The sequence below is a fragment of the Thermus oshimai DSM 12092 genome (genome assembly GCF_000373145.1).
Classification (GTDB): Bacteria; Deinococcota; Deinococci; order Deinococcales; family Thermaceae; genus Thermus; species Thermus oshimai.
Genome location: NZ_KB890609.1, coordinates 1 through 17053, shown reverse-complemented (window position 1 = coordinate 17053; position 17053 = coordinate 1). Strand labels below are relative to the sequence as shown.

Below are 17053 nucleotides of genomic sequence, written 5' to 3'. Positions count from 1 at the left end.
CACAATCTCCACCTCGTCCCCAACCTTCACCTTCCCCCGCTCAATCCGGCCCGTGGCCACCGTCCCACGACCCGTGATCGTAAATACGTCCTCCACCGGCATCAAGAACGGCTTGTCCACGTCCCGCACCGGCGTGGGAATGTACTCGTCAATCGCGTCCAACANCTCCCAAATCCGNTCCACCCACTCGTTCTCCCCACGCTTCGTCTGGGGGTTCTTGTGCATCTGCTCCAGCGCTAAAAGCGCACTCCCACGGATCACCGGAACCTCGTCCCCAGGAAACTCGTACTGGTTCAGAAGGTCCCGCACCTCCATCTCCACCAGGTCCAAAAGCTCCGGGTCGTCCACCATGTCCACCTTGTTCATGAACACCACGATGTACGGCACCCCCACCTGGCGGGCCAACAGAATGTGCTCCCGCGTCTGCGGCATCGGACCGTCCGCCGCCGACACCACCAAAATCGCCCCGTCCATCTGCGCCGCACCCGTGATCATGTTCTTGATGTAGTCCGCGTGACCCGGGCAGTCCACGTGCGAATAGTGCCGCTTCGCCGTCTCGTACTCCACGTGCGCCGTGTTGATCGTAATCCCCCGCGCACGCTCCTCCGGGGCCTTGTCAATCTCCCCGTAGTCCTTCACCTCCACGTTCGGGTTCTCCGCCGCCGCCACAAACGTCAGCGCCGCCGTCAACGTCGTCTTCCCGTGGTCCACGTGCCCAATCGTCCCCACGTTCACGTGAGGCTTCGTGCGGATAAACTCGCCCTTGGCCATCGCTGTCCTCCTTCTTTCTTGCACGCCAAAGCTGCCCTGGGGGCACCAGGGCAGTCAAAAAAATGGAGCTCGCGGCCGGGCTCGAACCGGCGACCTCACCCTTACCAAGGGTGTGCTCTACCTGCTGAGCTACGCGAGCTCGTGGAGCGGGAGACGGGACTCGAACCCGCGACCCTCGGCTTGGGAAGCCGATGCTCTACCAACTGAGCTACTCCCGCATGGCGGTGTGCCGGGCACACCTTTTGGTGGGCAGGGCTGGATTCGAACCAGCGTAGGCTTGCGCCAACGGTTTTACAGACCGTCCCCTTTGGCCGCTCGGGCACCTGCCCACGCGCCCTTTTGGAGCCACCCAGGGGAGTTGAACCCCCAACCCCCCGATTACAAGTCGGGTGCTCTGCCGATTGAGCTAGGGTGGCGGGACCGGGGATGGGACCCTGTCCGAGGGTATAGGCTAACACACTGGCCCCTTAGTGTCAAGATAAGGGCGTGCGCATCGTACCTTTTGGAGCCGCCCGGGAGGTCACGGGAAGCTGCCACCTCCTCCTTGCGGAAGGGAGGCGGGTCCTCCTGGACTGCGGGATGTTCCAGCAGAAGGAGGAGCGGAACCGGGGGCCCCTGGGCTTTGACCCGAGGAGCCTGGACGCGGTGCTCCTCACCCACGCCCACCTGGACCACGTGGGCCGGCTCCCCCGCCTCTTTCGGGAGGGCTACCGGGGGCCGGTCTACGCCACCCGGGGCACCCTCCTCCTCATGCGCATCGTCCTGGAGGACGCCTTAAGGGTGATGGAGGAGCCTTTCTTTGAGGAGAAGGACCTCGAGGCCCTCTACGCCCACCTAAGGCCCCTGGAGTACGGGGAGTGGCTCCGGATGGGGGACCTCAGCCTCTCCTTCGGCCAGGCGGGGCACCTTCCGGGAAGCGCCTTCGTGGTGGCCGAAGGGGAGGGGCGGACCCTGGTCTACAGCGGGGACCTGGGCAACCGGGAAAAGACCGTCCTCCCCGACCCCTCCTTCCCCCCCAAAGCCGATCTGGTGGTCTCGGAGGGCACCTACGGCGACCGGCCCCACCGCCCCTTCGCCGCCACGGTGGCGGAGTTTCTGGAGATCCTGGGGCGGGTCCTGGGCCGGGGGGGAAAGGTCTTCATCCCCACCTTCGCCGTGGAAAGGGCCCAGGAGATCCTCTACCTCCTTTACCAAAACGGCCACCTCCTGCCCAAGGCCCCCATCTACCTGGACTCCCCCATGGCGGGCCGGGTGCTGGAGCTCTACCCCCGGCTGGTCCCCTACTTCAGCGAGGAGGTCCAGGCCCACTTCCTCAAGGGGAAGAACCCCTTTCGGCCCCGGGGCCTGGAGGTGGTGGAGGGCGTGGAGGCCTCCAAGGCCCTGACCCGAAGCCCCGGGCCCATGGTGGTCCTGGCGGGAAGCGGCATGCTCCACGGGGGGCGGATCCTCCACCACCTGAAGCAGGGCCTCAGGGACCCCAAAAACGCCCTGGTCTTCGTGGGCTACCAGCCCCGGGGGGGCCTGGGGGCGGAGATCATCGCCCGCCCAGAGCGGGTCACCCTCCTGGGGGAGTCCGTGCCCTTAAGGGCGGAGGTCCACACCCTGGGCGGCTTCTCGGGGCACGCGGGCCAGGACGAACTTTTAGACTGGCTTTCCGGCCAGAAGCGGGTGGTCCTGGTCCACGGGGAAGAGGAAAAGCTTTTGGCCCTGGGGCAGCGCCTCGCCCTTAGGGGGCAGGCGGTGAGCCTGGCGTCCTTTGGGGAGGAGGTTCCGGTCTAAAGCCCAGCCGCTCCAGGACCATGCGGGTGGCGGGGCTCTTGTTCAGGGTATAGAAGTGCACGCCCTCCACCCCCGCCTCCAGGAGCTCGGCCACCTGGCGGGTGGCGTGCTCCACCCCGATCTCCAGGATGGCCTTGGGGTCGTCCTGGTGGCGCTCCAGCTGGGAAAGGAGGGGCCCCGGGATGCTGGCCCCGCAGACCTCGGTGAAGCGGCGGAGCTGCTGGTAGTTGGTGATGGGCATGATCCCGGGCAGGATGGGGATCCCGATGCCCAGGCGCCTGGCCCTTTCCAAAAAGCCAAAGTAGTGGGCGTTGTTGAAGAAGAGCTGGGTGATGGCGAAGTCCAGCCCCGCCTCCACCTTGGCCTTGAAGTGGCGGAGGTCGGCCTCGAGGCTCGGGCTTTCCGGATGGCCCTCGGGGTAGGCCGCCCCCCCCACCGAAAGGGCCTCCCCGTAGCGGGCCCGGAGGAAGGCCACGAGCTCCGAGGCGTAGCGGAAGCCCTCGGGGTGGGGGACGAAGACCCTTTGCCCCTGGGGCGGGTCCCCCCGGAGGGCCAGGACGTTCTCCACCCCCGCCCCCACCAAGCCTTCCAGCACCTCCCCCACCTCTTTCCGGCTCTGCCCGGCCACGGTGAGGTGGGCTAAGGCGTTGAGGCCCATCTCCAGAAGGCGCCGGGCCCAGGCCACGCTTAGGGCGCGGGTGCTCCCCATGGCCCCGTAGGTGATGGAGACGAAGGCCGGGCGGAAGGCCTTGAGCTCGGCGATGGTGCGGAAGAGGGCCTCCTCCCCCGCCTCCGTCTTGGGGGGGAAGAACTCAAAGGAAAAGAGGGGCCTGGGACCCTGGCGGAGAAGGTCCCGTATTTTCATGCGCCAAAGTGTAGCCCCTCCCCCACCCCCGGTCAAGGGTGGCAGAATGAGGGCATGGTGGAAGTGCCGGAAATCCCCAAGGTGGAGGCCCTGGAGCTTCCCGCACAGGAAACCGCCCTCATCGTGGTGGACATGCAAAACGACTTCGCCCACCCTCAAGGGGCCCTCTTCGTGCCCGAGGCCCCGAAAAGCGTCCCCGCCATCCGCCACCTCCTGGAGAAGGCCCGGGCCAAGGGGGTCAGGGTGGTCTACACCCAGGACTGGCACCGGGAGGACGACCCCGAGTTCAGGATCTGGCCCCGGCACGCGGTGGCCGGGACCTGGGGGGCGGAGATCCTGGAGGAGCTCCGCCCGGCGCCGGGGGACCTCATCATCCAAAAGGTGCGCTACGACGCCTTCTACGGCACCCCCCTGGACCACTACCTGCACCTCTGGGGGGTGAAGCGGGTGGTGGTCACGGGGACCGTGGCCAACATCTGCGTCCTGCACACCGCGGGCTCCGCGGCGCTGCGCTGGTACGAGGTGGTCCTCCCCGAGGACGCCACCAGCGCCCTCACCCCCTTTGATCTCCAGGCCGCCCTGCGCCAGGTGGCCTTCCTCTACCAGGGGAAGATCACCCGGGCGGAAGGGGTACGGTTTGTTTGAGCACCCCCTCCTCCGCGCGTTCCACCGGCGCTTCGGCCCGGCGCCCTTCGCCCCCAACCCCGCCCCCCGGGAGGACCCCTTTAGGGTGCTGGTGGAAAGCATCGTGAGCCAGCAGCTTTCCACCAAAGCCGCAAAGACCATCCTGGGACGGCTCTGGGGCCGGGTGGAGCCTAGCCCTGAGGCCCTCCTCGCCCTGCCCCTTCAGGCCCTGCGGGGGGCGGGGCTCTCCCAGGCCAAGGCCCAGGCCCTGCGCCACCTGTCCGAGAAGGCCCTGGAGGGGCTTCTCGTGGGCCTCGAGGCTTTGGACGACGAGGGGGTGAAGGCCCGGCTCCTCCAGGTCCGGGGGGTGGGGCCCTGGACCGCGGAGATGTTCCTCATGTTCGGCCTGAGACGGCCCGACGTCTGGCCCGTGGGCGACCTGGGCCTCTCGCGGGCCGCGCTTCGCCTCTTTGGGGAGCAGGGCCGGGACCTAAGGGCCTTGGGGGAGGCCTTCCGGCCCTACCGCAGCCATCTGGCCTGGTACCTATGGCGGACCCTGGAATAACCCCCCTGGAAAGGGCCCCCAGCCTAGGGGAGCTGGCCCTTCTGCAACGGGCCAAGGCCCTAGGCTTCCCCCTGGCCCCCACCTGGGCGGTGGCCCTGGAGGAGGAGTTCTACCGGCTGAACAACCTTCCCGAGCGGATCGCGCGGCTTTTTTCGGGGGTCTTTGGGGTGCGGGTGGACGAGGAACGGCTCCTCTGGGCGGCGGAGGAGGCCAAGAGGGCCATCCGGGAAAGCTACCTCCTGCCCGAGCGGGCGGAGGCCTTTCTGGAAGCCCTTAAGGGGCGGGGGCCTTTCGTGGTGCGGGCCCTGGGTAGGGAGGGGCTTTTGGCCGCCACCCCTCAGGAGGCCCTCTTCACCCTGAAGCGCCTCTGGGCGGAGGCTTTTCAGGTGGAGGCCGTGTTGGACCGGTACCCTGAGCTCCTTCCCCCCTTTACCCCTTATCTGGTCCAGGAAGCGGGGGAGGTGGAGGAAGACCCCTTCCTTTCCCTGGAGCTCCTCCAGGCCCTGGGGGAAAAGGTGGTGGCCTTCGCCCACCGGGGCCTGCTGGTGCGGGTAGAGTGGGAGCATGGTGGATAGCCACGTCCACACCCCCCTCTGCGGCCACGCGGAGGGTGCGCCGGAGGAGTACCTCTTCCAGGCCCGGAAAAAGGGGCTAGAAGGGCTGGTCTTTACCGACCACAGCCCCATGCCCTCCTGGTACGACCCGGGAAGCCGCATGGGCCTTGCGGAGCTTCCCTTCTACCTCCTGGCCCTGGAACGGGTGCGGGAGCGGAACCCGGACCTCTACGTGGGCATCGGCCTCGAGGCGGACTTCCACCCCGGGACAGAGGCCTTCGTGCGCCACGTCCTGGGGAGCTACCCCTTTGACTACGTCATCGGGAGCGTGCACTACCTGGGGGCCTGGCCCCTGGACCACCCCGACCACCAGGAGGAGTACGGCTGGCGGGACCTTAAGGAGATCTACCGGGCCTACTTCCAGGAGGTGGCCCGGGCGGCAAAAAGCGGCCTCTTCCACGCCATCGGCCACCTGGACCTGCCCAAGAAGTTCGGCCACCGCCTACCCGAGGAGGCCCTTTTGGAGCTGGCGGAACCCGCCCTCAAGGCCATGGCCGAGGCCGGGCTTTTCCTGGACGTGAACACCGCGGGCCTGAGGAAGCCCGTGGGGGAGGTCTACCCCGCCCCGGCCCTCCTCGGGAGGGCCCGGGAGCTGGGCATCGGGGTGGTCCTGGGCTCGGACGCCCACGACCCCCTGGAGGTGGGCCACGCCTTCCTCGAGGCCCAGCGCCTCCTCCTCCAGGCCGGCTACCGGGAAGCCCACTACTTCCGGGAAGGGAAGCCCGTGGCCTACCCCTTGGAGAGCGCCCGGTAGACCCGCGCCCGGTAGCCCCCCAGGTCCAGGTCTTCCCGGCTACCCCCCTGGGCCTCGTAGGCCCGCACCGCGTCCACAAGGCCCTGGAAGGCCTCCGCGCAGGGGTCTGGGGCCGGGGCCTCCCACTCCATGAAGGTCACCCGCTCGTACTCGGGCCCGTACTCGCTGGCCTCCCGTTCCACGCACTCCCGGTAGGCCTTTAGGGCCTCTTCCACCCGCTTCAAGGCCTCCATAGGCACCTCCTTTATAACATTGTACTAAGGTTTTCTGCTCCTAAACCGCAGGAGATGCCCGGGCACCGGCCCCTCCTGGAAGCGCTCCTCCCGCCAGGGATCCCCCCGCCAGTGGTAGCCGTACCGCTCCCAGAAGCCCAGCTCCAGGTGGTCCAGAAGCTCGATGGCCCGCACCCATTTGGCGCTTTTCCAGGCGTAGAGGTGGGGCACCAGAAGCCGCACCGGCCCCCCCCGCTCCCGGGGCAGGGGCTTGCCGAAGAGGGTGTGGGCCAGGAGGACGTCCTCCCGCAGGAGGTCTTCCAGGAGGAGGTTGGTGGTGTAGCCCCCGTAGGAATGGACTAAGGCGGCCACCGCCTCGGGCCTGGGCCGGGCCCTTTCCAATAGGTCCCTCACCCGCACCCCCCGCCAGGCCACGTCCAGGCGGCTCCAGCGGGTCACGCAGTGGAAGTCCCGGGTGAGGTCCACCTGGGGCTCCTTCAGGAGGTCCTGGTAGGTGAGGCGAAGGGGGTTTTCCACCAGGCCCCGGATCTCAAAGGCCCAGGCCTCCGGGGAAACCTCGGGCTCCTCCCCGTAGGTGAGGATGGGAAAGCGCTCCGTGAGGATCTGGCCAGGGGGGACCCGCTTCTCCATACCCCAAGCCTAGCGGGAGGCCTCCCGGGAAAGTGGGGCCCAGCTCACCCCTGGTAGCGGATGACCTCCACCTTCTCCAAGGTGACCAGGCCCTCCTTCATCATCCCCTCCAGCACGGGCAAAAAGGCCTGGATCTTGGCCTCCTCGTCCACGATCTCGATCATCACCGGCAGGTCCTCGGAGAGCTGAAGGATCTTGGCGGTGTGGATCTTGGAGTGGGCCCCGTAGCCCATGAACCCCTTGAAGACCGTGGCCCCGGCGAGGCCCATCCGGCGGGCCTCGAGGACGATGGCCTCGTACAGGGGCCGCCCCCCGTGGCGGTCCGACTCCCCGATGAAGATCCGGAGAAGCTTGGCCTCCCCTTTGAGCCCCATACCCCTAGCCTACCAGCGCCCCGCCCAGCCGGTAGCCCAGGAAGACCAGGAGGAAGCCCAGGAGGAGGCTCAGGCCCGCATAGAGGAAGGCCTTGGCCCACTCCCCCCCCTGGGCCAGGGTCAGGAGCTCGTAGCTGAAGGTGGAGAAGGTGGTAAACCCCCCCAAGACCCCCACCGCCAGGAAGAGCCGCCCCTCCCCGGAAAGGACCCCTTCCAGGGAAAGCCGGAGGACCAGGCCGATGAAAAAGCTCCCCAACAGGTTCACGAGGAGGGTGCTGTAGGGGAAGGCGGGCCCCAAAACCCCTTGCACCCAGGCCCCAAGCCCGTAGCGCAGGGCCGAGCCCAAAGCCCCCCCCAGGGCCACCAGGAGGTAGCGCTCCATGGCCGGAGTATAGTGGTCCTTGTGCAGGGCAAGACCCTATCCCCCATCCTCACGGCCCGGGGCGTGCGGCTGGCGGTGGCCGTGGGCCGCTTCAACGAACGGGTGACCAAGCTCCTCCTGGAAGGGGCCCTGGAGGCCTACGCCCGGCTCGGGGGGGACCCCAAGGAGGTCCTGGTGGTCTGGGTGCCGGGCTCCTTTGAGCTTCCCCTGGTGGCCAAGCGCCTGGCCCAGCGCCCCGACGTGGACGCGGTGGTGGCCCTAGGGGCGGTGATCCGGGGGGAAACCCCCCACTTCGAGTACGTGGCCACCCAGGCCGCGGGGGGGCTCATGCAGGCCATGCTCCAGACGGAAAAGCCCATCGTCTTCGGGGTCCTCACCACCAACACCCCGGAGGAAGCCCAGGAGCGCGCCGGGGGCAAGGCGGGGAACAAGGGGGCGGAGGCGGTCTTCACCGCCATCGAGATGGTGAAGCTCCTGGAGGCTATCGCCCGGTTATGAGGGCCCGGGCGTAGCGCAGGTGGAGGTAGAGGAAGCAGCCCAGGCAGAAGCCGAAGGCCAGGTTGACGAAGGCCAGGAGGGCCACGAGAAGGGCCAGGCCGTAGCCGAGCCCCTCAAGGCCCAAGAGGAGGGCCAAGGAGGCCAGGCCCAAAAAGAGCCCCCCCAAGGTACGGGCAAAACGGTGGGGCCTGGGGTCCTCCTCCACGGGGCTTGGGGGAATCCGGAAGAGGCGCTTTAGGGCCACCAGGAGATCCCAAGGGGTATGCTGGCTGGCCATCAGGAGGAAGAGGAGGTAGACGAGCCAAGGCCAGTCCAGAAGGGCCGCCAGGGGCAGGAGGATGACCAAAAGGGCCTGGTTGAAGCGGAGCTGGTTCCGGTCCGTCCGCATGGCCCCAGCATACACCTAAGCCTGTGGAAATAAGGGGTATTTGGGCACACTCCCCTGGCAGAATGGGGGCATGGTCCCCCTCCTCACCACCCCCCTCCCCACCCCCCACGGCTTCACCACCCGGCTCGGGGGGGTTTCGGAAGGCCCCTTCTGGAGTCTCAACCTCTCCCCCGCCACCGGGGACGATCCCCTAAAGGTGGCCGAGAACCAGCGCCGGGTCCTCCAGGCCTTCGGGAACCCCAAGGTGGCGGCCCTCAAGCAGGTGCACGGCACGGCGGTCCACTGGGCGGAAGGCCCCGGGGTGTGGGAGGGGGATGGCCTCCTCACCCGGGAAAGGGGCCTCCTCCTCCGGGTGGGGGTGGCGGACTGCTACCCCGTCCTCCTCTGGCACCCCAAGGGGGCCGTGGGGGCCCTCCACGCGGGCTGGCGGGGGGTGGTGGGGGGGATCCTCCCCAAGGCCCTCGCCCTCCTGGAGGAGGCGGGGCTGGACCCCAAGGAAAGCCACCTCGCCCTCGGCCCCGGCATCGGGGGCGGGTGCTACCAGGTGGGGCCGGAGGTGGCGGAGCGCTTTGAGGGCGCGGGGCTTCCCACCTTCCGCGAGGACCCAAGCGCCCCCGGGAAGTACCTCCTGGACCTCGAGGCCGCCCTCCTCCTCCAGGCCCGGCAAGCGGGCATCCCAAAGGGGCAGGTCTACCGGGTGGGGCTTTGCACCCACTGCGAGCCCACCCTCTTCTCCCACCGCCGGGACCGGGGGAAGACGGGGCGGATGTGGGGGCTGGTCCTTTTAAGCCCCCTTTAAGGGGGCGCGTGGCACAATGGGGGCATGCTCTGGCCCAAGGCCACCCTCCCCTCCCTCCTCCACCTCACCCCGGCGTGGCTTTGGGAGCGGGGGCTTAAGGGGGTCATCCTGGACCTAGACAACACCCTGCTCCCCTACGGGGAGGAGGAGGTGCCCGAGGCCCACCTGGCCTGGCTTAAGGGCTTGAGGGAGGCGGTGCCGGTCTACCTCCTTTCCAACGCCCTGCCCGAGCGCTTCGCCCGCATCCAAGAAAAGCTCGGCCTGCCCGGCCACGCCCCGGCCCTAAAGCCCTGGGCAGGCTTCCGGAAGGCCCTAAAGACCCTGGGGCTCCCCCCACGGGAGGTGGCCGTGGTGGGGGACCAGATCTTCACGGACATCCTGGGGGGGAACCTCCTTGGGGCCTACACGGTCCTGGTCCCCCCCCTGAGGGAACAGGAGTTCTTTTACACGCGTTTCATACGGCTATTGGAAACTCCGTTTAGAAGACCCTGGGAGGGCATGGGATCATGAGCGTCCTGACCATCGGCGACAAGCGGCTTGGGGCCATCCTTTTGGACGCGGGCCTCCTCACGGACGAGGAGCTCCAGATGGCCTTAGAGCGGCACCGGGAGGTGGGGGGGTCCTTGGCCGAGGTCCTGGTGGACATGGGCCTCCTCTCCGAGCGCCGCATCGCCCAGGCCATAGAGGACCACTTCGGCATCCCCCTGGTGGAGCTCCACACCCTGGAGATCCCCCCCAAGGTGCGGGCCCTTCTCCCCGCGGAGAAGGCCAAGGAGCTCCAGGCCATCCCCTTCGCCCTGGACGAGGAGGCGGGGGTGGTGCGGGTGGCCTTCGTGAACCCCCTGGACACCCTCGCCCTGGAAGAGGTGGAGGACCTCACCGGGCTGGTGGTGGAACCCTACCAGACCACCAAGAGCGCCTTCCTCTACACCCTGGCCAAGGCCTACCCCGAGCTGGGCCTCCCCGTGCCCCCACCCCCTTCCGGGCCCAGCGGGGCGGAGATGCGCCTGGGGGAGCTTCTGGTAGAGAAGGGCCTCATAAGCCGGGACACCCTGGAGGAGGCCCTGGTGGAGCAGGAAAAGACGGGGGACCTTTTGGGGCGGATCCTGGTGCGAAAGGGGCTGGACGAGAAGGCCCTTTACCGGGTCCTGGCGGAGCAGAACGGCCTGGAGTTCCTGGAGGACACCGCAGGGCTCACCCCCGCCCTCGAGGCCACCCGCCTCCTCCTCCGCTCGGATGCCCTCCGCTACAGCGCGGTGCCCGTGGGCCTCAAGGACGGGAAGGTGGAGGTGGTCCTCTCCGACCCCCGGCACAAGGCCCAGGTGGAGGAGCTTTTGGGCAAGCCGGCCCATTTCTACCTCACCCTGCCCAGGGCCTGGGAAGAGCTCTTCCACCGGGTCTACCCGGAGAAGGGGCGGCTCGGGGAGGTGTTGGTCCAGGAGGGGAAGCTCTCCCGGGAGGCCCTGAAGGAGGCCCTGGCGGTGCAGGAAACCCTCCCCAAGGCCAAGCCCCTGGGGGAGATCCTGGTGGAGCTGGGCCTCGTCCGCCCCGAGGACGTGGAGGAGGCCCTGAAGAAGCAGCGCCAGGGTGGGGGGCGCCTAGAGGACACCCTGATCCAGTCCGGCAAGCTCAAGCCCGAGGCCCTGGCCCAGGCCATGGCCGCCCAGCTGGGCTACCCCTACATCAACCCCGAGGAAAGCCCCCCCGACCCCGGGGTGGCCCTCCTCCTCCCCGAGGACCTGGCCCGGCGCTACGGGGTCTTCCCCCACCACCTGGAGGGGAACACCCTGGTCCTCCTCATGCGGGAACCCCGGAACATCATCGTTCTGGACGACCTCAAGCAGTACTTCAAGCGCAAGGGGCTGAACTACACCCTGGCCCCCGCGGTGGCCCCGGAGGCGGCCATCACCAAGCTCATCGAGCGCTTCTACGGCAAGGCGGAGCTGGGGGAGATCGCCAAGGAGCTCTCCCGGGGCTTCAAGGAGGAGGAGGCCCCCAGCCTGGACCTGGACGAGAGCGCCGCCCAGCGCTTCGTCAAGCAGGTGATCCGGGAGGCCTACCTCCAAGACGCCTCGGACATCCACATCGAACCCCGCCAGGGCGACGTCCTGGTGCGCCTCCGGGTTGACGGCACCCTGCGCCAGTACACCACCCTGCCCAAAGGGGCCTTGGGGCCGGTAATCAGCGTGATCAAGATCCTGGGGGGTCTGGACATTGCGGAGAGGCGTCTCCCCCAGGACGGCCGCGTGCGCTACCGGGAAGGGGGGGTGGACCTGGACCTCCGCCTCTCCACCCTGCCCACGGTGTACGGGGAGAAGGCCGTCATGCGCCTTTTGAAAAAGGCCTCGGACATCCCCGAGATTGAGGGGCTTGGGTTCGCCCCTGAGGTCTTCCAGCGCTTTAAGGAAGTCATCGAAAAACCCTACGGCATCTTCCTCATCACCGGGCCCACAGGGTCAGGGAAGAGCTTCACCACCTTCTCCATCCTGAAGCGCATCGCCACCCCCGATAAGAACACCCAGACCATCGAGGACCCAGTGGAGTACGAGATCCCGGGCATCAACCAGACCCAGGTGAACCCGCAGGCCGGGCTCACCTTCGCCCGCGCGCTTAGGGCCTTCCTCCGGCAGGACCCGGACATCATCATGGTGGGGGAGATCCGGGACTCGGAAACGGCCAAGATCGCCACCGAGGCCGCCCTCACCGGCCACCTGGTCATCGCCACCCTGCACACCAACGATGCCGCCCAGGCCATCACCCGCCTGGACGAGATGGGGGTGGAGCTCTTCAACATCTCCGCGGCCCTCATCGGGGTGCTCTCCCAGAGGCTGGTGCGGAAGATCTGCGAGGGGTGCAAGCAGGAGGTGAAGCCCGACCCCGAGGTCCTAAGGCGCCTGGGGCTTAGCGAAGAGGAGATCCGGGGGGCCAAGCTCTACAAGGGCCTGGGGTGCGAGCGGTGCGGGGGCACGGGGTACAAGGGCCGCTACGCCATCCACGAGCTTTTGGTGGTGGACGACGAGATCCGCCACGCCATCGTGGCGGGGAAGTCGGCCACGGAGATCAAGGAGATCGCCCGCAGGAAGGGCATGAAGACCCTGCGGGAAGACGGGATCTACAAGGCCCTCCAGGGGATCACCACCCTCGAGGAGGTCCTGGCCCGTACCATTGAGTAAAGGGGTGCGCTATGCCGAAAGCGCCGGACATCGTAGATCTGCTTTCCCTGGCCGTGGAGCGGGGCGCCAGCGACCTGGTCATCACCGTGGGCCTTCCGCCCATGATCAAGGTGGACGGGGAGTTCCACCCCACGGAGTACGAGCCCCTCACCCCCCAGGAGACCCGCCGCCTCATGTACGCCCTCATGGACGAGAAGCAACAGCGGGTCTTTGAGGAGGAAAAGGAGCTGGACTTCTCCTTCAGCCTCCCCGGCAAGGGGCGCTACCGGGTCAACGTCTTCCTCCAGCGGGGGAGCGTGGGCGGGGTCTTGCGGGTGGTGCCCGCCCAGATCAAGAGCTTTGAGGAGCTGGGCCTGCCCAAAAACATCGCCGAGATCGCCCTGAGCCCCCGGGGCCTGGTCCTGGTCACGGGGCCTACGGGAAGCGGGAAGAGCACCACCCTGGCCTCCATGATCGACTACATCAACGAGCGCAAGCCCGTGCACATCGTGACCATCGAGGACCCCATCGAGTTCTTCCACCGCCACAAGAGGGCTATCATCAACCAGCGGGAGATCGGTTCGGACACCCACGGCTTCCACAAGGCCCTAAGAAGCGTCCTCCGCCAGGCCCCGGACGTGATCCTGGTGGGGGAGATGCGGGACTACGAGACCATCGCCGCGGCCATCACCGCCGCGGAGACCGGCCACCTGGTCATGGGCACCCTGCACACCAACTCCGCCCCCGAGACCATCGACCGCATCATCGACGTCTTCCCCGAGAACCAACAGGAGCAGGTGCGGGTGCAGCTTTCCAACAACCTGGTGGCCGTCCTCACCCAGCAGCTCCTGCCCAAGGCCTTCGGCGGGGGCAGGGTCCTGGCCTACGAGCTCATGATCGCCACCCCCGCGGTGCGGGCCCTCATCCGCGAGGGGAAGAGCCACCAGCTAAGGAGCGTGATCCAGACCGGGGGGCAGTACGGGATGGTCACCATGGACGCCTGCCTGGCGGACCTCTACAAGCGCAAGCTCATCACCTACGAGATGGGCCTGGCCCGGGCCGTGGACCCCAAGGAGTTCATGCGCCTGGCGGGAGCAGGGGAAAAGGAGGGTCGGCCCAAGTGATCCGGTAAACTGGGCCCATGTTGGGTCAGGCCACCGGCCCCTTTGAGGCGGTCATCGGCCTCGAGGTGCACCTCCAGCTCAAGACCCGGACCAAGATCTTCTGCGGCTGCCCCGCCGACCCCTTCGGGGCCCCGCCCAACAGCCAGGTCTGCCCGGTCTGCCTGGGCCTGCCGGGCGCCTTACCGGTGGTGAACGAGGAGGCCCTGGACCTGGGCCTCATGCTGGCCCTGGCCCTGGGGGCCCAGATCCCCGACCGGCTCCTCTTCCACCGCAAGAACTACTTCTACCCCGACCTTCCCAAGAACTACCAGATCAGCCAGTACACCCTGCCCCTGGGCCAGGGGGGGGCGCTTCCCCTGGGGGGAAGGAGGGTGCGCATCAAACGGCTCCACCTGGAGGAGGACGCGGGGAAAAGCCTCCACCTGGAGGACCGCACCCTTCTGGACCTCAACCGGGCGGGAAGCCCCCTCATTGAGCTCGTCACCGAACCCGACCTCAAAAGCCCCGAGGAGGCCCGGCTTTTCCTCCAGAGGATCCAGGCCCTGGCCCAGACCCTGGGGGTTTCCGAGGCCAGCCCCGAGGAGGGCAAGATGCGGGCCGACGTGAACGTCTCCCTGCGCCGCTCTGGGGAGGCTTTGGGCACCAAGGTGGAGATCAAGAACCTGAACTCCTTCAAGAGCGTCCAGAGGGCCCTGGAGTACGAGATCCGCCGCCAGACGGAGATCCTGAGGCGGGGGGAGCGGGTGAAGCAGGCCACCATGGGCTTTGAGGAGGGCAGCGGCAAGACCTACCCCATGCGCACCAAGGAGGAGGAGGCGGACTACCGCTACTTCCCCGAGCCCGACCTGCCCCCGGTGCCCATCCGGGAGGAGCGGCTCCTTGCGGTGAAAGCCCGCATGCCCGAGCTCCCCTGGGCCAAGGAGGCCCGCTACCTGGCCCTGGGCCTAAAAGCCCAGGACGCGGAGGCCCTGGCCTACGCCCCCGCCTTTTCCCGCTTCCTGGACCGGGCCCTGGCCCTGGGGCTCGTCTCCCCCACGACCCTGGCCAACTGGCTCCTGGCGGACGTGGCGGGGCTTTTGAACGAACGGGGCCTCACCCTGGAGGAAACCCGCCTCACCCCGGAAAACCTGAGCCGGCTCCTGGCCCTCTTTGAGCGGGGGGAGATCACCAGCCGGGTGGCCAAGGCCCTCCTCCCCGAGGTCCTGGAAGGGGCCGACCCCGAGGCCCTGGTGCGGGCCCGGGGGCTTGGGGTGGTGGCGGACGAGGAGGCCCTAAAGGGGCTGGTAGAGGAGGCCCTAAGCGCCCTCCCCGAAGCGGCAAGGAGCGTGCAGGAGGGCAAGCTCAAGGCCATGGACGCCCTTTTGGGCTACGTGATGCGCAAAACCCGGGGCCAGGCCCAGCCCGAGGTGGTGCGCCGCCTCCTAAAGGAGGCCCTTGGGGTAGGATAGGGCCGTGCGGTACGAGGACACAGGGGTCCACCTGGAGGCCAAGGCCAAGGCCCTAAAAGGGGCCCGGGAGGCCCTGGAAGCCACCTATACCCCGGAGGTCCTCCGGGGCCTAGGGGCCTTCGGAGGGCTCTGGGACGCCACGAGGCTCAAGGGGATGGAGCACCCGGTTCTGGTGGCCACCACCGACGGGGTGGGGACCAAGACCCTCCTTGCCCTAAAGGTGGGGGACGTTTCCGGCCTGGGCTTTGACCTGGTGAACCACTCCGTGAACGACCTCCTCTGCCAGGGGGCCGAACCCCTTTTCTTCCTGGACTACCTGGCGGCAAGCCGCCTAGACCCCGAGGTCCTCGCGGGCCTCCTCCGCTCCCTGGCCGAGGCCTGCCGGGCCCAGGGCATTCCCCTTCTGGGGGGGGAGACCGCGGAGATGCCCGGGGTCTACCGGGAAGGGGCCTGGGACGTGGTGGGCACCCTGGTGGGGGTGGCGGAGCAAAAGGAGGTCCTGGGCCCCGAACGGGTGCGGGAAGGGGACGCCATCCTGGCCCTCCCCTCCTCGGGCCCCCACACCAACGGGTACAGCCTCATCCGCCGGCTGGTGGAGGGGCTGGACCTCGAGGCCCCCCTTCCCGAACTGGGGGAAAGCCTGAAAGAAGCCCTCCTCCGGCCCCACCGGGCCTACCTGGAGGAGTTTAGAACCCTTAAGGCCCAGGGGGTGGAACTCCACGCCATCGCCCACATCACCGGGGGCGGGGTGTACGAGAACCTACCCCGGGCCCTCCCCGAGGGCCTGGGGGCGGAGATCCAAAAGGGCTCCTGGCCCGTTCCCCCCATCTTCCCCTACCTCCAAAGGCTGGGGGACATCCCCGAGGAGGAGATGTACCGGGTCTTCAACATGGGCCTCGGCCTCCTCCTCATCCTGCCCGAAGGGGAGGCCGAGCGGGCCCTCACGCTGGTGAACGCCCACCGGGTGGGCCGGGTGGTGCGGGGGCAGGGCGTGCATCTTTTATGAAAGAGCTCTGGCTAATCCGGCACGGGGAGACGGACTGGAACGTGCAAAAGCGCTTTCAGGGCCACCTGGACGTGCCCCTTTCCCCTCGGGGCATCGGCCAGGCCTTCCGGCTGGCGGAGCGCCTGGCCCGAAGCCGGCTCAGCTTTGACGGCCTCTACGCCTCCGACCTCCGCCGGGCCCGGGAGACCGCGGAACCCTTGGCCCAGGTCCTGAACCTCCCCCTAACGACCAGCCCCCTCCTCCGGGAGATCCACGTGGGGGCGCTGGCGGGCCTTACCCGGAAGGAAGCGGAGGCCCAGTTCCCCGGCTTCTTCCGCGAGGCCTCCGCCGACCCCTGGGGCACCCGCCGCCCCGGAGGGGAGAGCATGGCCGAGTTGGCGGAGCGCTTCCTAACCTTCGTGGAAGACCTCCCCCCAGGGCGGCACCTCCTGGTCACCCACGGGGGGGTGATCCGGGCCGCCTTGAAGCTGGCCCTGGACCTCCCTGGGGAAACCTGGCGGCGGTTTCACATCCAAAACACCTCCATCACCCGCCTCCTCCACCCCGAAGGGGAGGTGATCACCGTGGGGGACGCCGCCCACCTGGAGACCTGGGCCGACTGGCTTTCCGACGAGAGCCTGCAATGAAAAACCCCCCGGGGTGTTCCCGGGGGGTGTGTGGAGCGGGAGACGGGACTTGAACCCGCGACCCCGACCTTGGCAAGGTCGTGCTCTACCAACTGAGCTACTCCCGCAAAATCAAAATCCCCCGCACCGACCTACTCTCCCAGGACCTCGCGGTCCCAGTACCATCGGCGCTGGCGCGTTTCACTTCCGTGTTCGGAATGGGAACGGGTGGTTCCACGCCGCTATGGGCACGGGGGATTCTCCTTTCTCCCTCTCAAAATCCNCGCACCACCCAAAAAGGGGGCGGAAGATCCCGAAAACTGGGGTGGCATCCCTGCAATTAAGGGTCAAGACCTCGGACCATTGGAACCGGTCAGCTCAACGCCTCACGGCGCTTACACCTCCGGCCCATCCACCGGGTCGTCTTCCCGGGTCCTTACCG

20 protein-coding genes, 5 tRNA genes and 2 rRNA genes are annotated in these 17053 nt (G+C 67.9%); 13 read left to right on the top strand and 14 right to left on the bottom strand.

Translation table 11 applies throughout. The features are described from left to right. The 5 genes from B043_RS0105290 to B043_RS0105265 all read right to left on the bottom strand — a co-directional run. A partial coding sequence (locus B043_RS0105290) for an elongation factor Tu (protein WP_018461120.1) occupies window positions 1–771 on the bottom strand: 771 nt, incomplete at its 3' end. A gap of 63 nt (window positions 772–834) precedes the next feature. Continuing rightward, window positions 835–910, bottom strand: a tRNA-Thr gene (locus B043_RS0105280). A gap of 3 nt (window positions 911–913) precedes the next feature. Next, window positions 914–989, bottom strand: a tRNA-Gly gene (locus B043_RS0105275). A 25-nt stretch (window positions 990–1014) separates the two neighbouring features. Further along, a tRNA-Tyr gene (locus B043_RS0105270) sits at window positions 1015–1100 on the bottom strand. Window positions 1101–1111: 11 nt separating this feature from the next. Beyond that, window positions 1112–1187: transfer RNA gene (locus B043_RS0105265), tRNA-Thr, on the bottom strand. Between the two features lie 70 nt (window positions 1188–1257). Between B043_RS0105265 and B043_RS0105260 the strand changes: the two genes are divergently transcribed. Continuing rightward, a complete protein-coding gene (locus B043_RS0105260) occupies window positions 1258–2550 on the top strand; it encodes an MBL fold metallo-hydrolase (RefSeq protein ID WP_016330138.1) in 1293 nt (430 codons plus the stop codon). Here B043_RS0105260 and metF read toward each other — a convergent pair. Beyond that, on the bottom strand, window positions 2498–3415 hold the full coding sequence (gene metF / locus B043_RS0105255) for a methylenetetrahydrofolate reductase [NAD(P)H] (RefSeq protein WP_018461212.1): 918 nt from the start codon (window positions 3413–3415) through the stop codon (window positions 2498–2500). The two genes, B043_RS0105260 and metF, sit on opposite strands and share 53 nt — an antisense overlap. 54 nt (window positions 3416–3469) lie before the next feature. Between metF and B043_RS0105250 the strand changes: the two genes are divergently transcribed. Genes B043_RS0105250 through B043_RS0105235 form a run of 4 tightly spaced genes read left to right on the top strand, consistent with a single transcriptional unit; the run spans window position 3470 to window position 5972 of the window. Next, window positions 3470–4060 carry a nicotinamidase gene (locus tag B043_RS0105250; protein ID WP_018461211.1) on the top strand — a complete coding sequence of 197 codons (591 nt, stop codon included), beginning with the start codon at window positions 3470–3472 and terminating at the stop codon, window positions 4058–4060. Further along, the gene (locus tag B043_RS0105245) at window positions 4053–4604 is read left to right on the top strand and encodes a DNA-3-methyladenine glycosylase family protein (RefSeq protein ID WP_018461210.1); all 552 of its coding nucleotides are present in this window, start codon (window positions 4053–4055) and stop codon (window positions 4602–4604) included. Before B043_RS0105250 ends, B043_RS0105245 begins: the two co-directional genes overlap by 8 nt. Next, a complete protein-coding gene (locus B043_RS0105240; protein WP_018461209.1) occupies window positions 4586–5179 on the top strand; it encodes a hypothetical protein in 594 nt (197 codons plus the stop codon). The genes B043_RS0105245 and B043_RS0105240 overlap by 19 nt, the downstream gene beginning before the upstream one ends. Then, a complete protein-coding gene (locus B043_RS0105235; protein ID WP_018461208.1) occupies window positions 5169–5972 on the top strand; it encodes a histidinol-phosphatase HisJ family protein in 804 nt (267 codons plus the stop codon). Before B043_RS0105240 ends, B043_RS0105235 begins: the two co-directional genes overlap by 11 nt. On the opposite strand, the gene B043_RS0105230 is transcribed toward B043_RS0105235, so the two are convergent. The 4 genes from B043_RS0105230 to crcB are packed head-to-tail and all read right to left on the bottom strand — an operon-like array spanning window position 5948 to window position 7591. Next, the gene (locus tag B043_RS0105230) at window positions 5948–6205 is read right to left on the bottom strand and encodes a hypothetical protein (protein WP_018461207.1); all 258 of its coding nucleotides are present in this window, start codon (window positions 6203–6205) and stop codon (window positions 5948–5950) included. The two genes, B043_RS0105235 and B043_RS0105230, sit on opposite strands and share 25 nt — an antisense overlap. Window positions 6206–6229: 24 nt before the next feature. Continuing rightward, a complete protein-coding gene (locus B043_RS0105225) occupies window positions 6230–6835 on the bottom strand; it encodes a sulfite oxidase-like oxidoreductase (protein WP_016330145.1) in 606 nt (201 codons plus the stop codon). A gap of 44 nt (window positions 6836–6879) precedes the next feature. Further along, window positions 6880–7209, bottom strand: a complete 330-nt coding sequence (locus B043_RS0105220; protein WP_016330146.1) for a DUF190 domain-containing protein — start codon at window positions 7207–7209, stop codon at window positions 6880–6882. 4 nt (window positions 7210–7213) lie between these two features. Next, window positions 7214–7591, bottom strand: coding sequence for a fluoride efflux transporter CrcB (gene crcB, locus B043_RS0105215; RefSeq protein WP_018461206.1), 378 nt, complete (start codon window positions 7589–7591; stop codon window positions 7214–7216). 21 nt (window positions 7592–7612) lie between these two features. On the opposite strand from crcB, the gene ribH reads away from it, so the two are divergent. Then, window positions 7613–8089, top strand: coding sequence for a 6,7-dimethyl-8-ribityllumazine synthase (ribH, locus tag B043_RS0105210; RefSeq protein WP_026234137.1), 477 nt, complete (start codon window positions 7613–7615; stop codon window positions 8087–8089). Here the strand turns inward: ribH and B043_RS0105205 are convergent. After that, on the bottom strand, window positions 8073–8477 hold the full coding sequence (locus tag B043_RS0105205; protein WP_018461204.1) for a DUF4395 domain-containing protein: 405 nt from the start codon (window positions 8475–8477) through the stop codon (window positions 8073–8075). The genes ribH and B043_RS0105205 overlap by 17 nt on opposite strands. Window positions 8478–8547: 70 nt before the next feature. Here B043_RS0105205 and pgeF point away from each other — a divergent pair, with 70 nt between their 5' ends. The 7 genes from pgeF to B043_RS0105170 are packed head-to-tail and all read left to right on the top strand — an operon-like array spanning window position 8548 to window position 16632. Continuing rightward, complete coding sequence (gene pgeF / locus B043_RS0105200) at window positions 8548–9276, top strand: peptidoglycan editing factor PgeF (protein ID WP_016330150.1); 729 nt, start codon at window positions 8548–8550, stop codon at window positions 9274–9276. A 24-nt stretch (window positions 9277–9300) separates the two neighbouring features. Continuing rightward, a complete protein-coding gene (locus B043_RS0105195; RefSeq protein ID WP_018461203.1) occupies window positions 9301–9786 on the top strand; it encodes a YqeG family HAD IIIA-type phosphatase in 486 nt (161 codons plus the stop codon). After that, the gene (pilB, locus tag B043_RS0105190; protein ID WP_018461202.1) at window positions 9783–12449 is read left to right on the top strand and encodes a type IV pilus assembly ATPase PilB; all 2667 of its coding nucleotides are present in this window, start codon (window positions 9783–9785) and stop codon (window positions 12447–12449) included. The genes B043_RS0105195 and pilB overlap by 4 nt, the downstream gene beginning before the upstream one ends. An 11-nt stretch (window positions 12450–12460) precedes the next feature. After that, complete coding sequence (locus tag B043_RS0105185) at window positions 12461–13552, top strand: type IV pilus twitching motility protein PilT (protein WP_018461201.1); 1092 nt, start codon at window positions 12461–12463, stop codon at window positions 13550–13552. Between the two features lie 17 nt (window positions 13553–13569). Beyond that, window positions 13570–15000, top strand: a complete 1431-nt coding sequence (gene gatB, locus B043_RS0105180; RefSeq protein WP_018461200.1) for an Asp-tRNA(Asn)/Glu-tRNA(Gln) amidotransferase subunit GatB — start codon at window positions 13570–13572, stop codon at window positions 14998–15000. A gap of 4 nt (window positions 15001–15004) precedes the next feature. Beyond that, the gene (purM, locus tag B043_RS0105175) at window positions 15005–16006 is read left to right on the top strand and encodes a phosphoribosylformylglycinamidine cyclo-ligase (RefSeq protein WP_018461199.1); all 1002 of its coding nucleotides are present in this window, start codon (window positions 15005–15007) and stop codon (window positions 16004–16006) included. Beyond that, complete coding sequence (locus tag B043_RS0105170) at window positions 16003–16632, top strand: histidine phosphatase family protein (protein WP_018461198.1); 630 nt, start codon at window positions 16003–16005, stop codon at window positions 16630–16632. The genes purM and B043_RS0105170 overlap by 4 nt, the downstream gene beginning before the upstream one ends. Before the next feature lie 31 nt (window positions 16633–16663). Here the strand turns inward: B043_RS0105170 and B043_RS0105165 are convergent. From B043_RS0105165 to B043_RS0105155, 3 genes are all read right to left on the bottom strand, one after another. Then, a tRNA-Gly gene (locus B043_RS0105165) sits at window positions 16664–16739 on the bottom strand. A gap of 11 nt (window positions 16740–16750) precedes the next feature. Then, window positions 16751–16867: ribosomal RNA gene (gene rrf, locus B043_RS0105160) — 5S ribosomal RNA — on the bottom strand. 87 nt (window positions 16868–16954) lie between these two features. After that, a 23S ribosomal RNA gene (locus B043_RS0105155) occupies window positions 16955–17053 on the bottom strand; the annotation flags it as partial.